Origin of the sequence: Brevundimonas sp. SL130 (genome assembly GCF_026625805.1) — a bacterium.
Taxonomy (GTDB): domain Bacteria; phylum Pseudomonadota; class Alphaproteobacteria; order Caulobacterales; family Caulobacteraceae; genus Brevundimonas.
Genome location: NZ_CP113064.1, coordinates 1,812,737 through 1,828,031 on the forward strand (window position 1 = coordinate 1,812,737; position 15,295 = coordinate 1,828,031).

Genomic DNA, 15,295 nt, shown 5'->3' on the forward strand with positions numbered 1-15,295 from the left:
CGCAGACGCGGCAAGGGGATTCCTGATCGCATGAGCGAAGACCAGAAGCCGCAAGACGCCGATGCGGCCAAGACCGATGCGACCGACCCCACGCCGGAGGAGGTCTTCGCCGCGTCTGAGGCCGATACGCCGGTCGAAGCCGTAAAGAGCGGAACGGCTGAGAAGCGCCCGGTCTGGAGCGACGAGGGGGATGCGCCCTTCGAAGAGGCGCCCAAGACACCCGTCTATGCGCGCAAGGCCGCCAAGAGCGCCAAGGCCGAACCGACCGCCGGCGACGAGACGATGGAGATCGTCAAAACCATCTTCTTCGCCCTGCTGATCGCCATGGTGCTGCGGATCTTCCTGTTCCAGCCCTTCACCATTCCGTCGGCCTCGATGGAGCCCAACCTGTACGAAGGCGACTATATCGTCGTGTCGAAATGGTCCTACGGCTATTCGAAACACTCGATCCCGTTCAGCCCGCCGCTGTTTGACGGCCGGGTGATGGGTTCGGCGCCCAAGCGCGGCGATATCGTCGTGTTCAAGCTGCCGCGTGACGACAAGACGGACTTCATCAAGCGTGTCATCGGCCTGCCGGGCGACCGTATCCAGATGATCTCGAACAAGCTGTATATCAACGACAAGCCGGTTGACGACGTCGTGGTCAGCGAGCGCGAGATCAACGACATCTTCGGCATGCATCCGGTCGCCGAGGTCCGCGAGACCACGCCGGAAGGCAAGAGCTTCATGACCCAGGACTTTGGTCCGGGGAATGACCTGGACGATACGCCGGTCTATGAGGTGCCGGTCGGTCATTACTTCATGATGGGCGATAATCGCGACAACTCCATCGACAGCCGCGTCGAACAGTCCAGCGGCGTGGGCATGGTCCCGGCCGAGAACCTGGTCGGCAAGGCGCAGATCATCCTGTTCTCGTGGGAGCCCGGCGCGTCGCTGTTCAAACCTTGGACCTGGGCCAATGTGCGGCTCGGACGGTTCTTCAACGTTCTGCATTGATGGCCAATCTGAGAGCTGAGGCGGTCGCGGCGTTGCAGGCGCGGATCGACCATTCCTTCAAGGATTCGCACCTGTTGGAGCGCGCCCTGACCCACGCCAGCGTCGGCGAAGGCGCGCCGGTCGGTGTCCATGGGCCGCGCGACAATGAGCGGCTGGAGTTCCTGGGCGACCGGGTGCTGGGCCTGCTGGTGGCCGAGAAGCTGTCGCGGGACTATCCCACGGCCCACGAAGGCGAGCTGTCGTCCAGCCTGCACGCCCTGGTGGACAAGACCGCCTGCGCGCGGGTGGGCGAGGCCCTGGGCGTCGGTCCGGCCCTGCGTCTGTCGCCGGGCGAGACCAAGACGGGCGGGCGTCGCAAGGCCGGGGTCATCGCCGATGCGGTCGAGGCCATCCTGGCGGCCGTCTATCTGGACGGCGGGCTGGAGGCGGCGCGGGCCTTCTTCGACAAGGCCTGGGCGGCCGAGTTCGCGGCCCCGCCCTCGCGGTCCGTGACCAACCCCAAGTCGGCCCTGCAAGAGTGGGCCCAGGGACTGGGTCGGCCGCTGCCGACCTATCGGGTTGCGGATCGGACGGGTTCGGATCATGCGCCGACATTCACCGTCGAGGTGTCCGTCGAAGGCGTGGAGCCCTTGACCGCACTGGGGCGTTCGCGTCAGGAGGCGGAGAAGGCGGCCGCAACGGCTCTCCTCAAACGTGAAGGCGTCATTTGACCGATATTGAAAACCAGCGCGCGGGCTTCGCCGCCATCATCGGCGCGCCGAACGCCGGCAAGTCCACGCTGGTCAACCGGCTGACCGGGTCCAAGGTCTCCATCGTCACCCAGAAGGTGCAGACGACGCGCTTCCCCGTGCGCGGCATCGCCATGGAAGGCGACGCCCAGATCGTGCTGGTGGACACCCCCGGCATCTTCACCCCGCGCCGTCGCCTGGACCGGGCCATGGTCGCCTCGGCCTGGGGCGGAGCGCAGGACGCGGACGTGGTGGTCCATCTGATCGACGCCCAGTCGCACATCAACTCGGAAGGCCGCGAAGGCACGGCGGCGGATCGCCGCTCGGCCGAGGACACCGAGACCATCATCGCCAATCTTCAGTCCACGGGGACGAAGGTCATTCTGGCGTTGAACAAGATCGACGGCATGCGCCGCGACACCCTGCTGGCCCTGTCGCAGAAACTGTTCGAGAGCGGCGTCTATGAGGAGGTCTATATGATCTCCGCGGCCAACGGCGACGGGGTCGAGGACCTGAAGCAGCGGCTCGCGCGCTCCATGCCCAAGGGGCCGTGGCTCTATCCCGAGGATCAGGCGGCCGATGTGCCGGTGCGCGTGCTGGCGGCCGAGATCACGCGCGAGAAGGTCTATCTGCGCGTCCACGAGGAACTGCCCTATTCGGCGGCCGTCGAGACCACCAGTTTCGAGGAGCGCGGCGACGGCTCGGCCCGGATCGAACAGACCATCTATGTCGAGCGCGAGAGCCAGCGGCCCATCGTGTTGGGCAAGGGCGGCCAGACCCTGAAATGGATCGGCCAGAAGTCGCGCGAGGAGCTGAACGAGATCCTCGGTCGCCAGGTCCACCTGTTCCTGACCGTCAAGGTCGATCCCAAATGGCAGGATTCGCGGGCGCTTTACGCCCAGTTCGGTCTCGATTTCGACGTCTGAGTTCCCGTGTTTGAAGTGCCGCGTACCCCTGGGGCTCATCCCCGGCTTGTTCTGGGCGTCCTGGGGGCGCTGATCCTCGGCGGCGTAGTCTGGGCCGGGTTTTCGACGTCGGTCAAACCGGTCAGCGATGCGATGCGGGCGGCGATCAGCCCCGACACGCCGCCGCGTCCGCCGCTGGTCGTGGTTGAGGATCTGCCGCAACTGGCGGCGCGGCTGGAGCGCGAGGGCGCGGCCGGGCGGTTCATGGGCGGGGTTCTGGTGGCCAAGGGCGACCGGGTCCTGTTCCGCCAGGTCTATGGCAAGGCGAACTATGAGCAGGATCGGCCGTTGAAGCTGGACTCGCGGTTCAGGCTGGCCTCGATCTCGAAACAGTTCACGGCGACCGCCATTCTGCGTCTTCAGGATGAGGGGAGGCTGAGCGTCTCCGACCCGGTCTGCAAATGGATCCAGCCCTGTCCCAAGGCGTGGGAGCCGGTGCGGATCAGCCACCTGTTGTCGCACACCTCGGGCATCCCGGACCTGATGGCGCGGCCGGGCTGGGGCATGCGGCGCACGACGCCGGCGACCCTGGACGAACTGACCGAGGATTCGAAGCGGTTCGGCCTGCAATTCCCGCCGGGGACCAAGGTCCGTTACGACAATGCGGGCTTCAACCTGGCTGCGGCCATCGTCGAGAAGGCCAGCGGCCGGCCGTTCGAAACCTATATGCGGGAGACCTTCTTCGGTCCCCTGGGCATGAAGGACAGCGGGCTGGATCTGGACGGCGGCGACCATCGGGCGATCATGGGCTACGCCAACTTCCCTGCTGGCCTGGCGGCCCAGCCGAACGCCAACACCTCGATCGTCGCGGGGGCCGGGGCGGTCTATTCGACGCTGGACGATCTGCTGGTGTGGCAGAGAGCGCTGCACCGGGGGGAACTGCTGAAGCCGTTCAGCTATCAGCAGATGCTGGCCGACCATGCGCCGGCGGACGCGCCCAAGGAGCGGGGCAGACCGCGCCGCGACTGGGGCTATGGCATATTCTCGAACCGGCTGGGCGATCAGGTCCGACCCAGTTTCCAGGATCGCCAAGTCTATCACACCGGCAGCTGGGGCGGGTTCCGCAATCTGATGCTGTATCAGCCGGAGGCCGATGTGACGGTGATCGTCCTGTCCAACAACTATCATCTGCGCGACCAGGTCTTCCTGATCAGCCAACAGGCGATGGCCGAGGCCCTGGGCCGCGAGTTCCCGACCACCCTGGACCGATAGTCTTCTCGCGGCTGTCGTAAAAACACACCGCCAAACCGCCAAACCGCCACGTCCGCCTCCGTTCAGCGACCGGCGGTCAGTTTAGGGCCGTTTGGAGCCTTGATGGATTGGAGGACGAAAGCGGGGCGCAAAGCCTTGCGCCGCCGTGTTCGGGACGGATGGGAAATAAATTCAGACCCTCTCCGTCAGGCCTGGAGCATGGATCCCGTGTCGATGTAGCGCTGGTGCCAGGACAGGGCTTCGTTCAGCAGGTGGGGCGACTGGAGGCCGTAGGAGCCCTTCAGCGCGCGCTCGTAATAGTCGATCAGGCCGTCGCGGTATTTGGGATGGGCGCAGCGGGCGATGATCAGCTTGGCCCGCTGTTTCGGCGACAGGCCGCGCAGATCCGCCAGCCCCTGTTCAGTGACGATGACCTGGACATCCTGGGTGATGTGGTCGACGTGGCTGGCCATGGGGACGATGGCCGAGATGGCGCCGCCCTTGGCCGTTGAAGGCGTCACGAAACACGAGATGAAGGCGTTGCGCGAGAAGTCGCCCGAGCCGCCGATGCCGTTCTGGATGCGCGACCCCATGACCTGGGTCGAGTTGACGTTGCCGTAGATGTCGGCCTCGATCAGGCCGTTCATGGCGATACAGCCCAGACGGCGGATCAGCTCGGGGTGGTTCGAGATTTCCTGAGGCCGCAGGATGATCTTGCCGCGGAACTGCTCCATCCGGCTGTTCATGTCCGCCGCCGCCTCGGGACTGAGGGAGAAGGCCGTGGCGGAGGCGACGGTCAGCTTGCCGGCGTCCAGCAGGTCCAGCATCCCGTCCTGGATCACTTCGGTATAGGCCGCCATTCGCTCGAACGGACTGTCCATCAGGCCCGCCAGCACGGCGTTGGCGACATTGCCGACGCCAGACTGAAGCGGCAGCAGGGCGGCGGGCAGGCGGCCGACGCGGACCTCGTGCTTGAGGAATTCGATCAGGTGGCCGGCGATGGCGCGGGCGTTGGCGTCCGGCGCGGCGAAGGGCAGGTTGCGGTCCGGGGCCTCGGTCTCGACGATGGCGACGATCTTGTCCGGATCGCAGCGGAAGGTCGGCTGGCCGATCAACTGGTCGGGCCGGGTCAGGGGGATGGGCACCCGGTCGGGCGGCAGGGCCGTGCCGTAGTAGATGTCGTGCATCCCCTCCAGCGCCGGATTCTGCCAGGCGTTGACCTCGAGGATCACCCGCTCGGCCCGGTCCAGCCAGGTCTTGTTGTTGCCGATGGAGGAGGAGGGCACCAGGCTGCCGTCGACGTTGATGGCCGAGACCTCGACCACGGCGGTGTCCAGCGGGCCCAGCACGCCCTGCCACACCATGGGGGCCAGCTGGCTGAGGTGCATGTCCAGATAGTCCATCTGGCCGGAGTTGATCTTCTCACGCGCGATGGGGTCGGAGTTGTAGGGCAGGCGGCGTTCGATCCCGTCGGCCTTCGCCAGGGCCCCGTCCAGCTCCGGGCCGGTGGAGGCGCCGGTCCAGAGGTTGAGGCGGAAGGCGTCGCCGGCGGCGTGGGCGGCCTCTATTCGCGTGGCCAGGGCGGCGGGGACGGCCTTGGGATAGCCCGAGCCGGTGAAGCCGCTCATGCCCACGGTCGAGCCGGCGGGGATCAGGGCGGCGGCGTCATGGGCGGACATCAGCCGGGAGCGGAGGGATTGGCTGCGGATACGCGACATGGAACTCTTCAAGGTTACGGCCGGGGGAGGGCCTTGGGCGTCTCGGTTAGGCGGCGCCGCTAAGGCGATCCATTCGACCTTGGTCGAGGAGGGGCGGTGCGTCCATGATCTCCATCAAATGAGCGGCTCGATCCGTCCGAAGGCGACGCCGGTCGGACGGGGGGGCGATCACCCCGGTTTCCCAAACGGGAGAACAGGACTAGAACAGGCGACATGATCGTCACCCTGCTCACCGCCCTGGTCCTTCAATCCGCGCCGCCGCCGGCGGCCATGGTTCCCCCTTGGGACGACAGGATCGGCATCGCCGCCCAGCAGGGGGCGGACGAGGCCGCGGCGACCTTGGACCGGATGCACCAGGCGGCGGCGGACGCGGACGGCGAAACCTATTTCGCCCAGTTCAGCGACGGGGCGCGGTTCGTCGGAACCGACGCGTCAGAGCATTGGGATATTTCCGCGTTCAAGGCCTATGCGGAGCCGATATTCACGCGGGGACAGGGCTGGACCTATCGGCCCTATGACCGGACCCTGATCATCTCGGGCGACGTGGCCTGGTTCGATGAGAAGCTGGACAACGACAGTTACGGCGCGCTGCGGGGATCCGGCCTGCTGAGGCGGACCGGGCCGGGCGAGGTCTGGAAGATCGAGCAGTATGTGCTCAGTTTCACGGTGCCGAACGACAAGGCCAAGGCGGTCGTGGACGTGATCAAGTCCGCCGCTGCCGACTGATGGATTTCCATGAAGAGGCATTTGTTTTGTCGGCGCGCAGCCATGGCGACACCGGCGCCGTGGTGGACCTGCTGACCGAGAACCACGGGCGGCGCGCGGCCTATGTGGCGGGCGGGGCGTCGCGGAAGATGAAACCCTTCCTGCAAGCCGGGGCGCGGGTGGTGGCGGACTATCGGGCGCGGACCTCGGATCATCTGGGCGGGGCGCGGCTGGAGCCGGTGGGCGAGGGGCCCAGCGCCCTGTTCGACGACGCCCTGGCCCTGACCGGGTTGGCGGCGGCGGCGGGGGTGGCCCAGGGCGCCTTGCCGGAGCGCGAACCGCATCCGGGGGTGTTTCTGGCCTTTGAGGCCTTGATGGGGGCCTTCGCCTTGCCGGACGTCTGGCCGGCCATCTTCGTGCGGTTCGAGGCGGGGCTGCTGGAGGATCTGGGGTTCGGGCTCGATCTGTCGAAATGCGCGGCGACGGGGACGGCCGATGATCTGATCTACGTCAGTCCCCGCACCGGGCGGGCGGTCAGCCGTGCGGCCGGCGCCCCCTATGCCGACAAGATGCTGACCCTGCCGCCGTTTATGCTGGGGGCGCAGGCCGGGCTGGTCGAGGGGGACGTCCGGGCGGGGTTCGACCTGACCGGGCATTTCCTGGAGCAGTTCGTCTTCCACCCGCAGAACAAGCCCTTGCCGCCCGCGCGGGTGTGGATGCTGGACAAGCTGGCCGAGACGGGACGGCTGTAGAGCGCCGCCCCGTCTTATCGGCGCGTCAGTCTTGCCAGACCATGCTGGCGATCCCGACCTCTTGGTTCGGCGTATAGGTGATGGTGAAGCCTTGCAGTCGCGCCAGTTCGGCCTGTGACTCCGGCGAGAAGAAAATGCCCAAGACCATCTTGTGGGCCGGCCCCAGTCCCATTCCCATGGCGCCGTTCAGCTTCCAGACATCATAGCGCAGGCCATCGACGAAGGCCCCCCAGTTGCCCAGGGATTCGCACTTCATCTCGACGACGATCTCGTCTGTCGCCGGATTCTGGAACGGGTCGTTGACCAGGAAGTCAGCGCGGGAATTGTCCGGGTAGACGCGCGGCTCGCGCTGGATCCAGGTGTCCTCGGCCGCCGCGTTGATGCAGGCGGCGATCTCGGCCTGGGCCCAGGCCTCCCAACCGCCCGCCAGAGGCCAGACGGCGCGGATTCGGTCGACGTTGGCGTTCGCCCAGCCCTGGACCAGGGTGAGGAAATCGCGGGGTGAAAGCGGCATTGGACCAGGTCTCCGATGAGGGGCCGGCGTCGCCGCCGGCGGTTGAGTGGGCGCGCCGGCGGCGCCAGGCGCGGAGGGCTCTCGCCGCGTCGCCTGAGCGGCGAGGCTGAGGAGCAGCAGGTCGAAAGCGGTCCCCATGGATGACACCTCCCCGGTCTGTTCGGCAGGGCGGGAAGCCATGACCCTGCGCCTGGATCGCCCGAGGGAATGACGGCGGGCGGCCCGCTCCGTGAACGAGTATGGAAAAAGAAAATCAACCAAGAGTAGTTCACATCCGTCGGCGTCGGACGTCTTACCTGTGGAGGTCGTCCTCAGCGGGGCCGGGCGATCTTCTTCCAGCGGGCCTCGATCCAACGGGTAAGGAGACAACTCATGGCTATTCCGACACCGGTGAACGGGCAGATCACCGACGCCGTCACCCAGGCGAATGTGAAGGTTCTCGGCGACGCCCCGGCTATGGCCATGGGCGCCATCTATCAGTCGCTCGCCCATTCCACGGGCATCCTCTACGAGAACGCCACCTCGTCGCAGCAGCAGCTGGCGATCGCGGCCCAGGCCGCCACCAACCAGGGCGTCATCCAGATCTACAGCGTGGACACCATGGCTGGGGCCGTGGCGACCTCGAAGATCGCCCAGTCCGATACGCCCGACAACATGCTGTCGCTGCTGACCGCGCTGCGCGCCGTCGGGCCGCACGCCGCCGTTTCCTGATTTTCGCTGCAACCCTCATTCAAAGGATTTGAGACATGGCGCTTCCGACACCCGTCAACGGCATGATCACCGACGCCGTCACCCAGGCCAACGTCAAGGTGCTGGGCGACGCCCCGGCCATGGCCATGGGCGCGATCTATCAGTCGCTCGCCCACTCGACCGGCATTCTCTACGAAAACGCCACCTCGTCGCAGCAACAGCTGGCCATCGCCGGCCAGGCCGCGACCAACCAGGGCGTGATCCAGATCTACAGCGTGGACACCATGGCCGGCGCCGTCGCGACCTCCAAGATCGCCCAGTCCGATACGCCCGACAACATGCTGGCCCTGCTGACCGCTCTGAGGGCGACCGCAGCCTGACGCCGACGACGGATATCCCTGACAGTCGCGGCGGGAGACTTGCGCCCGCCGCGCCCACCCCTGGAGGACGGCCATGGCCGAGGCGAAGACGACGGACAAGGCGGCGGACAAGGCCACGGAAGGCTCAACGGCGCGCCTGGGCGACTTCGAGGACGTCATGAAGCTGATGCTTGAGCTCAGCAAGAATCCGGCGACCGCCCCGACGGCGGATGCGGTGGCCAACACCCTGCTGACCGTCATCGGGTCGGGACCGAGCTTCGCCGCGATGCAGAGCCTGGTGGCCGCCAACCAGGCCAGCGGCATGATGTACCACAACGCCGTCGCCAACCAGCAGACCACCAATATCCTGGGTATGGTCGCCACCATGAACTGCGTCCAGGCCCTGATGGACAAGCCGTCGGTCATCCCGTGGCCGGATCTGACGCCGCGTCGTGAGGAGGCGTTCGAATGAGCCCGCAGACCAGACGCGAGAAGCGCGAAGACCGGCGGGAGGACGACTTCTGCCGCGAGGAGCCTCTGCTGCTGTGCGCCGGGGCGGGCATCTGCCAGGCCAGCCTGATCACCATCATGGCGTCGGCGGACGCCTTCGCCGCCCGGTTGGCGGCGTCCACGCTCCAAGCGGCGGAGTTGGCGACGCTACAGACGCGGTATCTCGCCGCCAGTCTGGCGGAGATGCAGACGCTGCGCGCGGCGGCGCCTGTGGGCGTCGGTCTGGCCGCACCGGCGACGATGGCGGCGCACGCCGTGTCCCAGGTCCGCCAGGACCCGCCGTCGGCCTTTTACGGCGCGCCGGTCGTCACCTGAGGAAAGAAGAAGGGGGGCTTCGTCATGACAGACACCGTCAATTCGCAGATCACCGACGCTGTCACCCAGACCAACGTCAAGGTGCTGGGCGAGGGACCGGCCGAGGCCGTGGCCATTTCGGTCCAGGCCGTGGCCCACGCCACCAGCCTGTCGGTCGAAAACGCCAGTCAGGCCCAGGGGGGGATGCAGCAGATCAACAATGCCGCAGTCGGCGCTCTGATCGCCAAAATCCTCGAAATTCCGGCCTGAGCCATGGCCTATCCGACCCCCGTCAACAGCCAGATCACCGATGCGGTGACGCAGCAGAACTTGATGGTCCTGGGCGCCGCCTCGACCATCGCCATGGGCTCGATCTACCAGAGCGCCGCCCATTCGATGTCGATCGCCTTCGAGAACGCGGTCCAGACGCAGCGCCAGGCGTCGATCTGCGCCCAGGCGGCGACCAACCAGGGGGTCATGCAGGTCTATGAGATGGGCAGCATGGTCTCGGCCATGGCCACCACGCGGATCGCCCACAAGGCGCCCGCATCCAACAGTTTGGAAAATGCGCTTGTTCTGCTTGTCGCCCTCAAATTGCTGAAACTCTAGAACGTCAGGATCTGAACCATGGCCGCCGACACGCCCGTCAACTCGCAGGTCACCGACGCGGTCACCCAGACCAACGTCAAGGTGCTGGGCGAAGCGCCGGCCCAGTCCATGGCGCTGGTCTATCAGAGCATGGCCCATTCGATCTCGCTGGCCATGCAGAATGCGCAACAGGCGCAAGGCGGGCTGCAGCAGATCGGCAACGCCGTGACCTCGAGCGCCGTCACCATGATCATGAACGCGGCGCAGAAATAAGCGCCAGACCTGAAGAGAAAGCCGCCCCGCCGTGACCGATGCCGTCAACAGCCAGATCAAGGACGCCGTCCAGACCTCGACCAACTGGGCGCTGGGTTTCGCGACCCTGGGCGATGGCACGCCGGCCAGCTCCACGCGGGTCTCGGCCGGGGGCGTCATCGCCTATGACAAGGCCACCCAGGCCGCCGCCCTGTCGGTCCAGGACGCCGCCGACTATCAGCGCAATGTCCTGTCGATCAGCACCACCGTCCAGGGCAAGGCCATGGCGATGATGCTGGCCTCGGGCGGAATGAGCGAGCCGGCCCTGATCGCCTACGCCATGGCCCTGGTCAGCTCGTTCGCGGCGCCGATCGCGGCGGGGCTGGCGGCGGAGTCCGTCACCAAGGCCGTCCAGACCTTCCCTAGAAACTGAACCCACAACCAAGGAGCATGCCATGTCCAGTTTGACGGTGTTGAAGACCAGCGAAGCCGAAGCCGTTGTTGAAGAGGCCCAGGCGCTGGAACGGGAGACGCGGTCCGACACCGAACGGTGGCTGAACGCCGCCGACGACCTGTCGAATGCTGAGCGGCTGGAAGACAGCCAGGCGCGGTACCAGGAGCTGCGCGCCGCAACCCAGATCGTGGTCGCCCTGCTGTATCGTATTCAGGAGCCGCTGCTGGCCGATCCCTATGCGCCCCTTGCGACCGCCTCAATGGACAAGGCCAAGGCGCTGCTGGCGGATATCGAGGCGGGCGAACTGGTCGAGAAGGTCACGCTGGTTCCGGCGTCGTCGGACAAGGAATGACCCGGAAAAGGGGGCTGGCCATGGCCGAAGAACAGCCGGCAGACGCGGCTGAACCGGCGGCGCCGGGATCCGTCAAGGATCCTGTCGTCCTGGCCGCGCAGCGCATGGTGGTCGAGATGTTCAGCATGGCCGCCAAACAGATGCCTGACCTGATGAAGGCGCAGGTCCTGGGTCAGGCGCCCAATCAGGCGGCGGCCAGCGCCGAGGTCCAGAAATTCACCGAGGACATGCTCGCTCAATTGCAGGCCCAGGTGACGCGGGCGCTGGGCGTGGAGCCCGAGGCCAAGGGAGATAAGACGTGAGCGACGCCCATGGCGCGGCGGGACGCCACCTGTATGATTCCATATCGGAGCAGAAGCATTCGGTGGTCGACAGTTTCGCCGACCAACGCACCGTGCTGAAGCGCGCCGTGGCTGAACAGCGGCTGGCCGCCATGCCGGAGAATATGCGGCGCGCCGAGATGGGGCCGTCGGCCCAGGTCAGCCTCGAGATCGTCGAGGCCTTGCAGAAGATCATCGCCCGCGAGGTGACCCGGCAGTTGGATCTGGCCATCTGCGCCATGATCGAACGGAGCAAGGCCGAGCCGTCAGCCGCACCCACCGAAACCTAAGGCCGCAATGCGGACCGGGCTTTCAGCAGATCGCCCAATGAAAAGGCCGCCGGAGCGATCCGGCGGCCTTTTTGTCGTCCAGGCGGGCTTTCGATCAGAAGCGGAAGCTGGCCCGCAGCAGAAGCGAATAGCGGACATAGTCCTCGAGCAGTTCGGCGTCCCCGGTCAGGGACAACATGCCGAGGTCGTTGCCGAGGTTCAGGCGGAAACCGAGGATCAGGCCGCCGCCCTCGACGGAGTCGGGCGACAGGACGAAGTCCGGGCCGCCGCTGGCGAAGCGGGCGATGGTCTCGCCGGCGTCGACCGACAGATTTTGACGATAGCCGATGCGCAGTTCGGGGCGGATCCAGCCGTCGCGGCCAAAGCCGTAGCCCACGTTCATCGCCGCGACAGCGGAGAAGATGTGGCTGTCGCGCGAATCGATGTCGAGATCGAAGCCGTCGCCGCCGCCGCTTTCCGTCCGTGATCCTTCCGACAGGCGGAAGTACTCGGCATAGACTTCGGGGCGCACGTTCAGGCGACCGTAGTTGCGCTCATACGAGGCGCCGCCGGCCGCCGCAGCGGTCCAGCCGTGCCAGTCGGAGGTGTTGTTCAGATAGACGCCGTCGGCGACCAGAGAACGGTCGGCGCTGAAGCTGGCGTAGCCGCCGGCGGCGCGGGCCCAGGTCGTCCAGTACTGACCCTGGGCACGCCAATAGAGGCCCAGTTCCAGAAGATTGGCGGACAGGATTTCCTCGGCTTCGGCTTCGGGATCCTCGATATCGGACGAGGTGAAGGCGGCCGTGACGCCGAAGGCGCCGACGCTGGTGCCCTTTTCCACGCCGCCGGCGACGCCCAGGCCTTCCGAACGGAAGCCGTAGGAATCGGTCTTGTCCTTGTCGGCGTAGAAGTTGATTTCTTGCAGCCAGGCGCTGGTTTCGCCAGGAGCAGCGGAGGCGTTGCGGCCCGTCAGGGCGCGGGTGACGGCGTCCACACCGGCCGAAAGCGACATCAGGGGGCCGCCCGAGTGGTCGGGGAGCATCTGCTCATAGACGTTGGCGAAACCTTCGCGGTCGGTCTGGCTGAGGAACAGGTTCTGAAGCGTCGTGTTGTCGCCCAGGGCGGCGTAGACGGCGTCGAAGGCCGAAGCCTCGACCGGGATCAGGCCGGCCTCTTCGGCCGTGCGACGGCGGGCGTCGACATAGACCTTCCCGGCGGCGGTGTCGGCGCCGGCCTGGACCACATAGAGATAGGGCGAGTTTTCGCCCAGCAGCGTCTGGTCGATGGTCCCTATGGTCAGAGAGCCCGCGTTGATGACGTCGAAACGGGCCGGCTCCTGCAACAGGGTGGCGAAGCGGACGCCCAAGGCCGCGCCGGTCGCGATATTCGCCGCCCCGCTGACATTGAAGCCGCCGCTGGTGTTCGCCGCCGGATCGACGGTGAGCACAAGGGTGCTGTCCGCGCCGACGTTCAGGCTGGAGATGGTGGTCGCCGTGGTCTGGTTGGCGAACAGGGAGCCGTTCGTGACGTTGAGCGCCAGCCCGGCCGCATTGGTGATCGCGCTGGAAATCGCGGCGCCGCCGGTGATGTTCATCGTGTCGGCGCCGCCGCCGAACGATATGTCGCCGATGATGGTGCCGTTCTCGACGTTCAGGGTGTCGCCGCCCGCGCCGAGGCGAATGGCCCCGACAATCGTGGGCTCGGCGCTGTCGGGTACGCCGTCGTCGTCGGTGTCGGTTGCGGTGCTGTCGGCTGCGGCGGCGACGCCATATTGACGGAAGACGACGCCGGTGGTGTTGGCCGACAGATCGACGGCGATCACCTCGCCGTCCACCGCCGTGGTGTCGGTCGTGTCCTCGGTTCTGCCGATCGCGATCGTGCCGGCGTTGGTGAATTGGGTCAGGGTTCCGGACGCGTCCCGAACGGCTACGGCGTCGCCGTGATTGCCGGTGAAGGCCGAGGTGATGAGGCCCGTATTGGTCATGGAGGCGACATTGGCGCCGGCGCCGATCAGCACCCCGGTCGAGGTGGTGGCCGTATTGCCCGAGCCGCCTGCCTGGATCGTGCCGGTGTTGGACAGGGTCGGGGTGCTGACATTGGCGCCGATCCACACGGCGGTCGCGTCGGCCTTGGACGCAGAGGCGGAGATGGTGCCTTCGTTCCTGACGCCGCCGGCGACTGTGACGGCCTGGCCGCCGGCGACGCCGAGTTGCAGGGCGCGCGCTTCAACTGTCGCATAGACGCCTGAGCCGCTGATGCCGCCCCGGTTGATCAGGCCGTAGGCGGCGTCGCCCGTGCCGACCGCACCCAGGGTCACGGTGTTTGTCGCAGAGCCGATGAGAAGCGCCGGAGCGCCGCCCAGCGAGGTCAGGGAGGCGGTCGTCTCGCTGGCGTCCAGAATGCCGTCGCCGTCGCGATCGGTGTCGTCGCGGTTCTTGACGCCGTCGCCGTCGTTGTCTTCGTCGCCGTTCTTGACGGTGTCGCCGTCGTCATCGCCTTCGATCCCGGCAGAACTGTAGCTCGGGCCGATGTCCAGGAGGACGCCGCCGTTGATGTCGGCGGCCACACGGACAGCCGGGCCGCCTTGCAGCAGGTCGTCGGCGTCCAGGTCTTCGAGATAGAGCGTGGACTCCGACACCGTTCCTGACGTCGGTTTGGCCGACGGAGAGGTCGTGTAGCGATAGCCCGTCGTCGTGACGGCGGAATGGATTTTCAGCGCGCCGCCCACGTCGCCTTCAATCGACACACCGGTCGCGCCCGCGCCGGTCGCCGTGATCGAGCCGGCCAGATCGACATTGCCGGACACCGCGCCCGTGGTGCGAACCCCGACCGTGCCGTCGCCCAGCAGACGGATCGTGCTGAGGCTTTGCAGGCGGCCGGTCAGGTCGGTCTCTACCGCCAGTCCGTAGCTGTTGTTGCCCTCGACAATGATCGAACCGGTCGATTCGAGGGTGATGTTGCCGGTGAAGGCCGAGGGGCCTGCGACGCGAACCCCGTACCGGCCCGTGCCGGTCGCGAACGGGCCGTCTATGTCGCCGTCGGTGTCGGTGTCCTTGTAGTCGGCGTCTTCCAGCGAATCAGTAATGGAGATCGAGCCGCCCATGGTGAGCGAGCCGGTATTGCCCCCGTTCACCAGAACGCCTGTCGCGCCATCGGCCGCCTTGGCCATGGTGATCGAGCCGCCGCTGTCCACGTCCAGCGTGTTGTTCGAGTCCAGCGTCATGGCGGCGCCGGATGTGACGGCGATCGATCCGCCGCTGGCGATCCGAACATTGTCGGCCGCCGTGCCGGTGGCGTTGGATGTCTGGATCGGCGTCGTGCGAGCGGTCGAGACGACGACCTCGGCCTGAGCGCCTGTCACAGCCAGCAAGGGAGCGATCGCCACGGCGGTCGCGAGCAGAATACGCATTCGGAAGAAAACCCCTGGTGGCCACGCGATCACGAACAAGGCGGTCCATTACAGGATCGACGCCAACCTTGCTCAAGTTTATCGAATTTGAGGCGAATGCAAGGCCGCGTTCAGTATGTTGCCGTTCCGCGTCAGGCCTGAAGCCTCGCGAAACGTCCGATTTCACGGGGCGTTGCGGCGGGTTCGGAAGGATTTCCGATCCGGCTATTGAGCTTTGCCACGCTGGGGT

At 66.6% G+C, this 15,295-nt stretch carries 20 protein-coding genes; 17 read left to right on the forward strand and 3 right to left on the reverse strand.

Annotation, left to right across the window (positions count from 1 at the left end; genetic code table 11):
• Positions 1-30 precede the first annotated feature (30 nt).
• From lepB to OU998_RS08925, 4 genes are read left to right on the forward strand one after another with little or no spacing between them, the layout of a single operon-like run.
• Positions 31-996 carry a signal peptidase I gene (gene lepB / locus OU998_RS08910; protein WP_267513015.1) on the forward strand — a complete coding sequence of 322 codons (966 nt, stop codon included), beginning with the start codon at positions 31-33 and terminating at the stop codon, positions 994-996.
• Entirely contained in the window at positions 996-1,706 is a 711-nt protein-coding gene (rnc, locus tag OU998_RS08915) for a ribonuclease III (RefSeq protein ID WP_267513016.1), read from the forward strand. Before lepB ends, rnc begins: the two co-directional genes overlap by 1 nt.
• A complete protein-coding gene (era, locus tag OU998_RS08920) occupies positions 1,703-2,650 on the forward strand; it encodes a GTPase Era (RefSeq protein ID WP_267513017.1) in 948 nt (315 codons plus the stop codon). The genes rnc and era overlap by 4 nt, the downstream gene beginning before the upstream one ends.
• 15 nt (positions 2,651-2,665) lie before the next feature.
• The gene (locus tag OU998_RS08925) at positions 2,666-3,901 is read left to right on the forward strand and encodes a serine hydrolase domain-containing protein (protein WP_267513018.1); all 1,236 of its coding nucleotides are present in this window, start codon (positions 2,666-2,668) and stop codon (positions 3,899-3,901) included.
• A gap of 185 nt (positions 3,902-4,086) precedes the next feature.
• On the opposite strand, the gene OU998_RS08930 is transcribed toward OU998_RS08925, so the two are convergent.
• Positions 4,087-5,598, reverse strand: a complete 1,512-nt coding sequence (locus OU998_RS08930; RefSeq protein ID WP_267513019.1) for an acetyl-CoA hydrolase/transferase family protein — start codon at positions 5,596-5,598, stop codon at positions 4,087-4,089.
• Between the two features lie 213 nt (positions 5,599-5,811).
• Here OU998_RS08930 and OU998_RS08935 point away from each other — a divergent pair, with 213 nt between their 5' ends.
• Together OU998_RS08935 and recO are read left to right on the forward strand one after the other, a co-directional pair.
• Positions 5,812-6,324, forward strand: coding sequence for a nuclear transport factor 2 family protein (locus OU998_RS08935; protein ID WP_267513020.1), 513 nt, complete (start codon positions 5,812-5,814; stop codon positions 6,322-6,324).
• Positions 6,324-7,055 carry a DNA repair protein RecO gene (gene recO / locus OU998_RS08940; RefSeq protein WP_267513021.1) on the forward strand — a complete coding sequence of 244 codons (732 nt, stop codon included), beginning with the start codon at positions 6,324-6,326 and terminating at the stop codon, positions 7,053-7,055. Before OU998_RS08935 ends, recO begins: the two co-directional genes overlap by 1 nt.
• A 25-nt stretch (positions 7,056-7,080) precedes the next feature.
• Here the strand turns inward: recO and OU998_RS08945 are convergent, their stop codons facing one another.
• Positions 7,081-7,569 carry a hypothetical protein gene (locus OU998_RS08945; protein ID WP_267513022.1) on the reverse strand — a complete coding sequence of 163 codons (489 nt, stop codon included), beginning with the start codon at positions 7,567-7,569 and terminating at the stop codon, positions 7,081-7,083.
• Positions 7,570-7,941: 372 nt separating this feature from the next.
• Between OU998_RS08945 and OU998_RS08950 the strand changes: the two genes are divergently transcribed.
• From OU998_RS08950 to OU998_RS09000, 11 genes are all read left to right on the forward strand, one after another.
• Positions 7,942-8,280 carry a RebB family R body protein gene (locus tag OU998_RS08950; protein ID WP_267513023.1) on the forward strand — a complete coding sequence of 113 codons (339 nt, stop codon included), beginning with the start codon at positions 7,942-7,944 and terminating at the stop codon, positions 8,278-8,280.
• A gap of 35 nt (positions 8,281-8,315) precedes the next feature.
• Positions 8,316-8,639 carry a RebB family R body protein gene (locus OU998_RS08955; RefSeq protein WP_267513024.1) on the forward strand — a complete coding sequence of 108 codons (324 nt, stop codon included), beginning with the start codon at positions 8,316-8,318 and terminating at the stop codon, positions 8,637-8,639.
• A gap of 73 nt (positions 8,640-8,712) precedes the next feature.
• The gene (locus OU998_RS08960) at positions 8,713-9,090 is read left to right on the forward strand and encodes a RebB family R body protein (RefSeq protein WP_267513025.1); all 378 of its coding nucleotides are present in this window, start codon (positions 8,713-8,715) and stop codon (positions 9,088-9,090) included.
• Positions 9,087-9,443, forward strand: coding sequence for a hypothetical protein (locus OU998_RS08965; protein WP_267513026.1), 357 nt, complete (start codon positions 9,087-9,089; stop codon positions 9,441-9,443). The genes OU998_RS08960 and OU998_RS08965 overlap by 4 nt, the downstream gene beginning before the upstream one ends.
• Positions 9,444-9,467: 24 nt before the next feature.
• Complete coding sequence (locus OU998_RS08970) at positions 9,468-9,692, forward strand: RebB family R body protein (RefSeq protein WP_267513027.1); 225 nt, start codon at positions 9,468-9,470, stop codon at positions 9,690-9,692.
• Positions 9,693-9,695: 3 nt separating this feature from the next.
• Positions 9,696-10,031, forward strand: coding sequence for a RebB family R body protein (locus OU998_RS08975; RefSeq protein ID WP_267513028.1), 336 nt, complete (start codon positions 9,696-9,698; stop codon positions 10,029-10,031).
• An 18-nt stretch (positions 10,032-10,049) separates the two neighbouring features.
• On the forward strand, positions 10,050-10,283 hold the full coding sequence (locus OU998_RS08980; protein WP_008262209.1) for a RebB family R body protein: 234 nt from the start codon (positions 10,050-10,052) through the stop codon (positions 10,281-10,283).
• A 31-nt stretch (positions 10,284-10,314) separates the two neighbouring features.
• Positions 10,315-10,695, forward strand: coding sequence for a hypothetical protein (locus OU998_RS08985; protein ID WP_267513029.1), 381 nt, complete (start codon positions 10,315-10,317; stop codon positions 10,693-10,695).
• Positions 10,696-10,717: 22 nt separating this feature from the next.
• On the forward strand, positions 10,718-11,068 hold the full coding sequence (locus tag OU998_RS08990) for a hypothetical protein (protein ID WP_267513030.1): 351 nt from the start codon (positions 10,718-10,720) through the stop codon (positions 11,066-11,068).
• Complete coding sequence (locus OU998_RS08995) at positions 11,065-11,370, forward strand: hypothetical protein (protein WP_267513031.1); 306 nt, start codon at positions 11,065-11,067, stop codon at positions 11,368-11,370. The genes OU998_RS08990 and OU998_RS08995 overlap by 4 nt, the downstream gene beginning before the upstream one ends.
• On the forward strand, positions 11,367-11,678 hold the full coding sequence (locus tag OU998_RS09000) for a hypothetical protein (RefSeq protein ID WP_267513032.1): 312 nt from the start codon (positions 11,367-11,369) through the stop codon (positions 11,676-11,678). Before OU998_RS08995 ends, OU998_RS09000 begins: the two co-directional genes overlap by 4 nt.
• A 94-nt stretch (positions 11,679-11,772) precedes the next feature.
• Here OU998_RS09000 and OU998_RS09005 read toward each other — a convergent pair whose 3' ends face one another.
• Positions 11,773-15,066 (reverse strand): autotransporter outer membrane beta-barrel domain-containing protein, encoded by a 3,294-nt coding sequence (locus tag OU998_RS09005; protein ID WP_267513033.1) that lies wholly within the window; start codon positions 15,064-15,066, stop codon positions 11,773-11,775.
• Positions 15,067-15,295 lie beyond the last annotated feature (229 nt).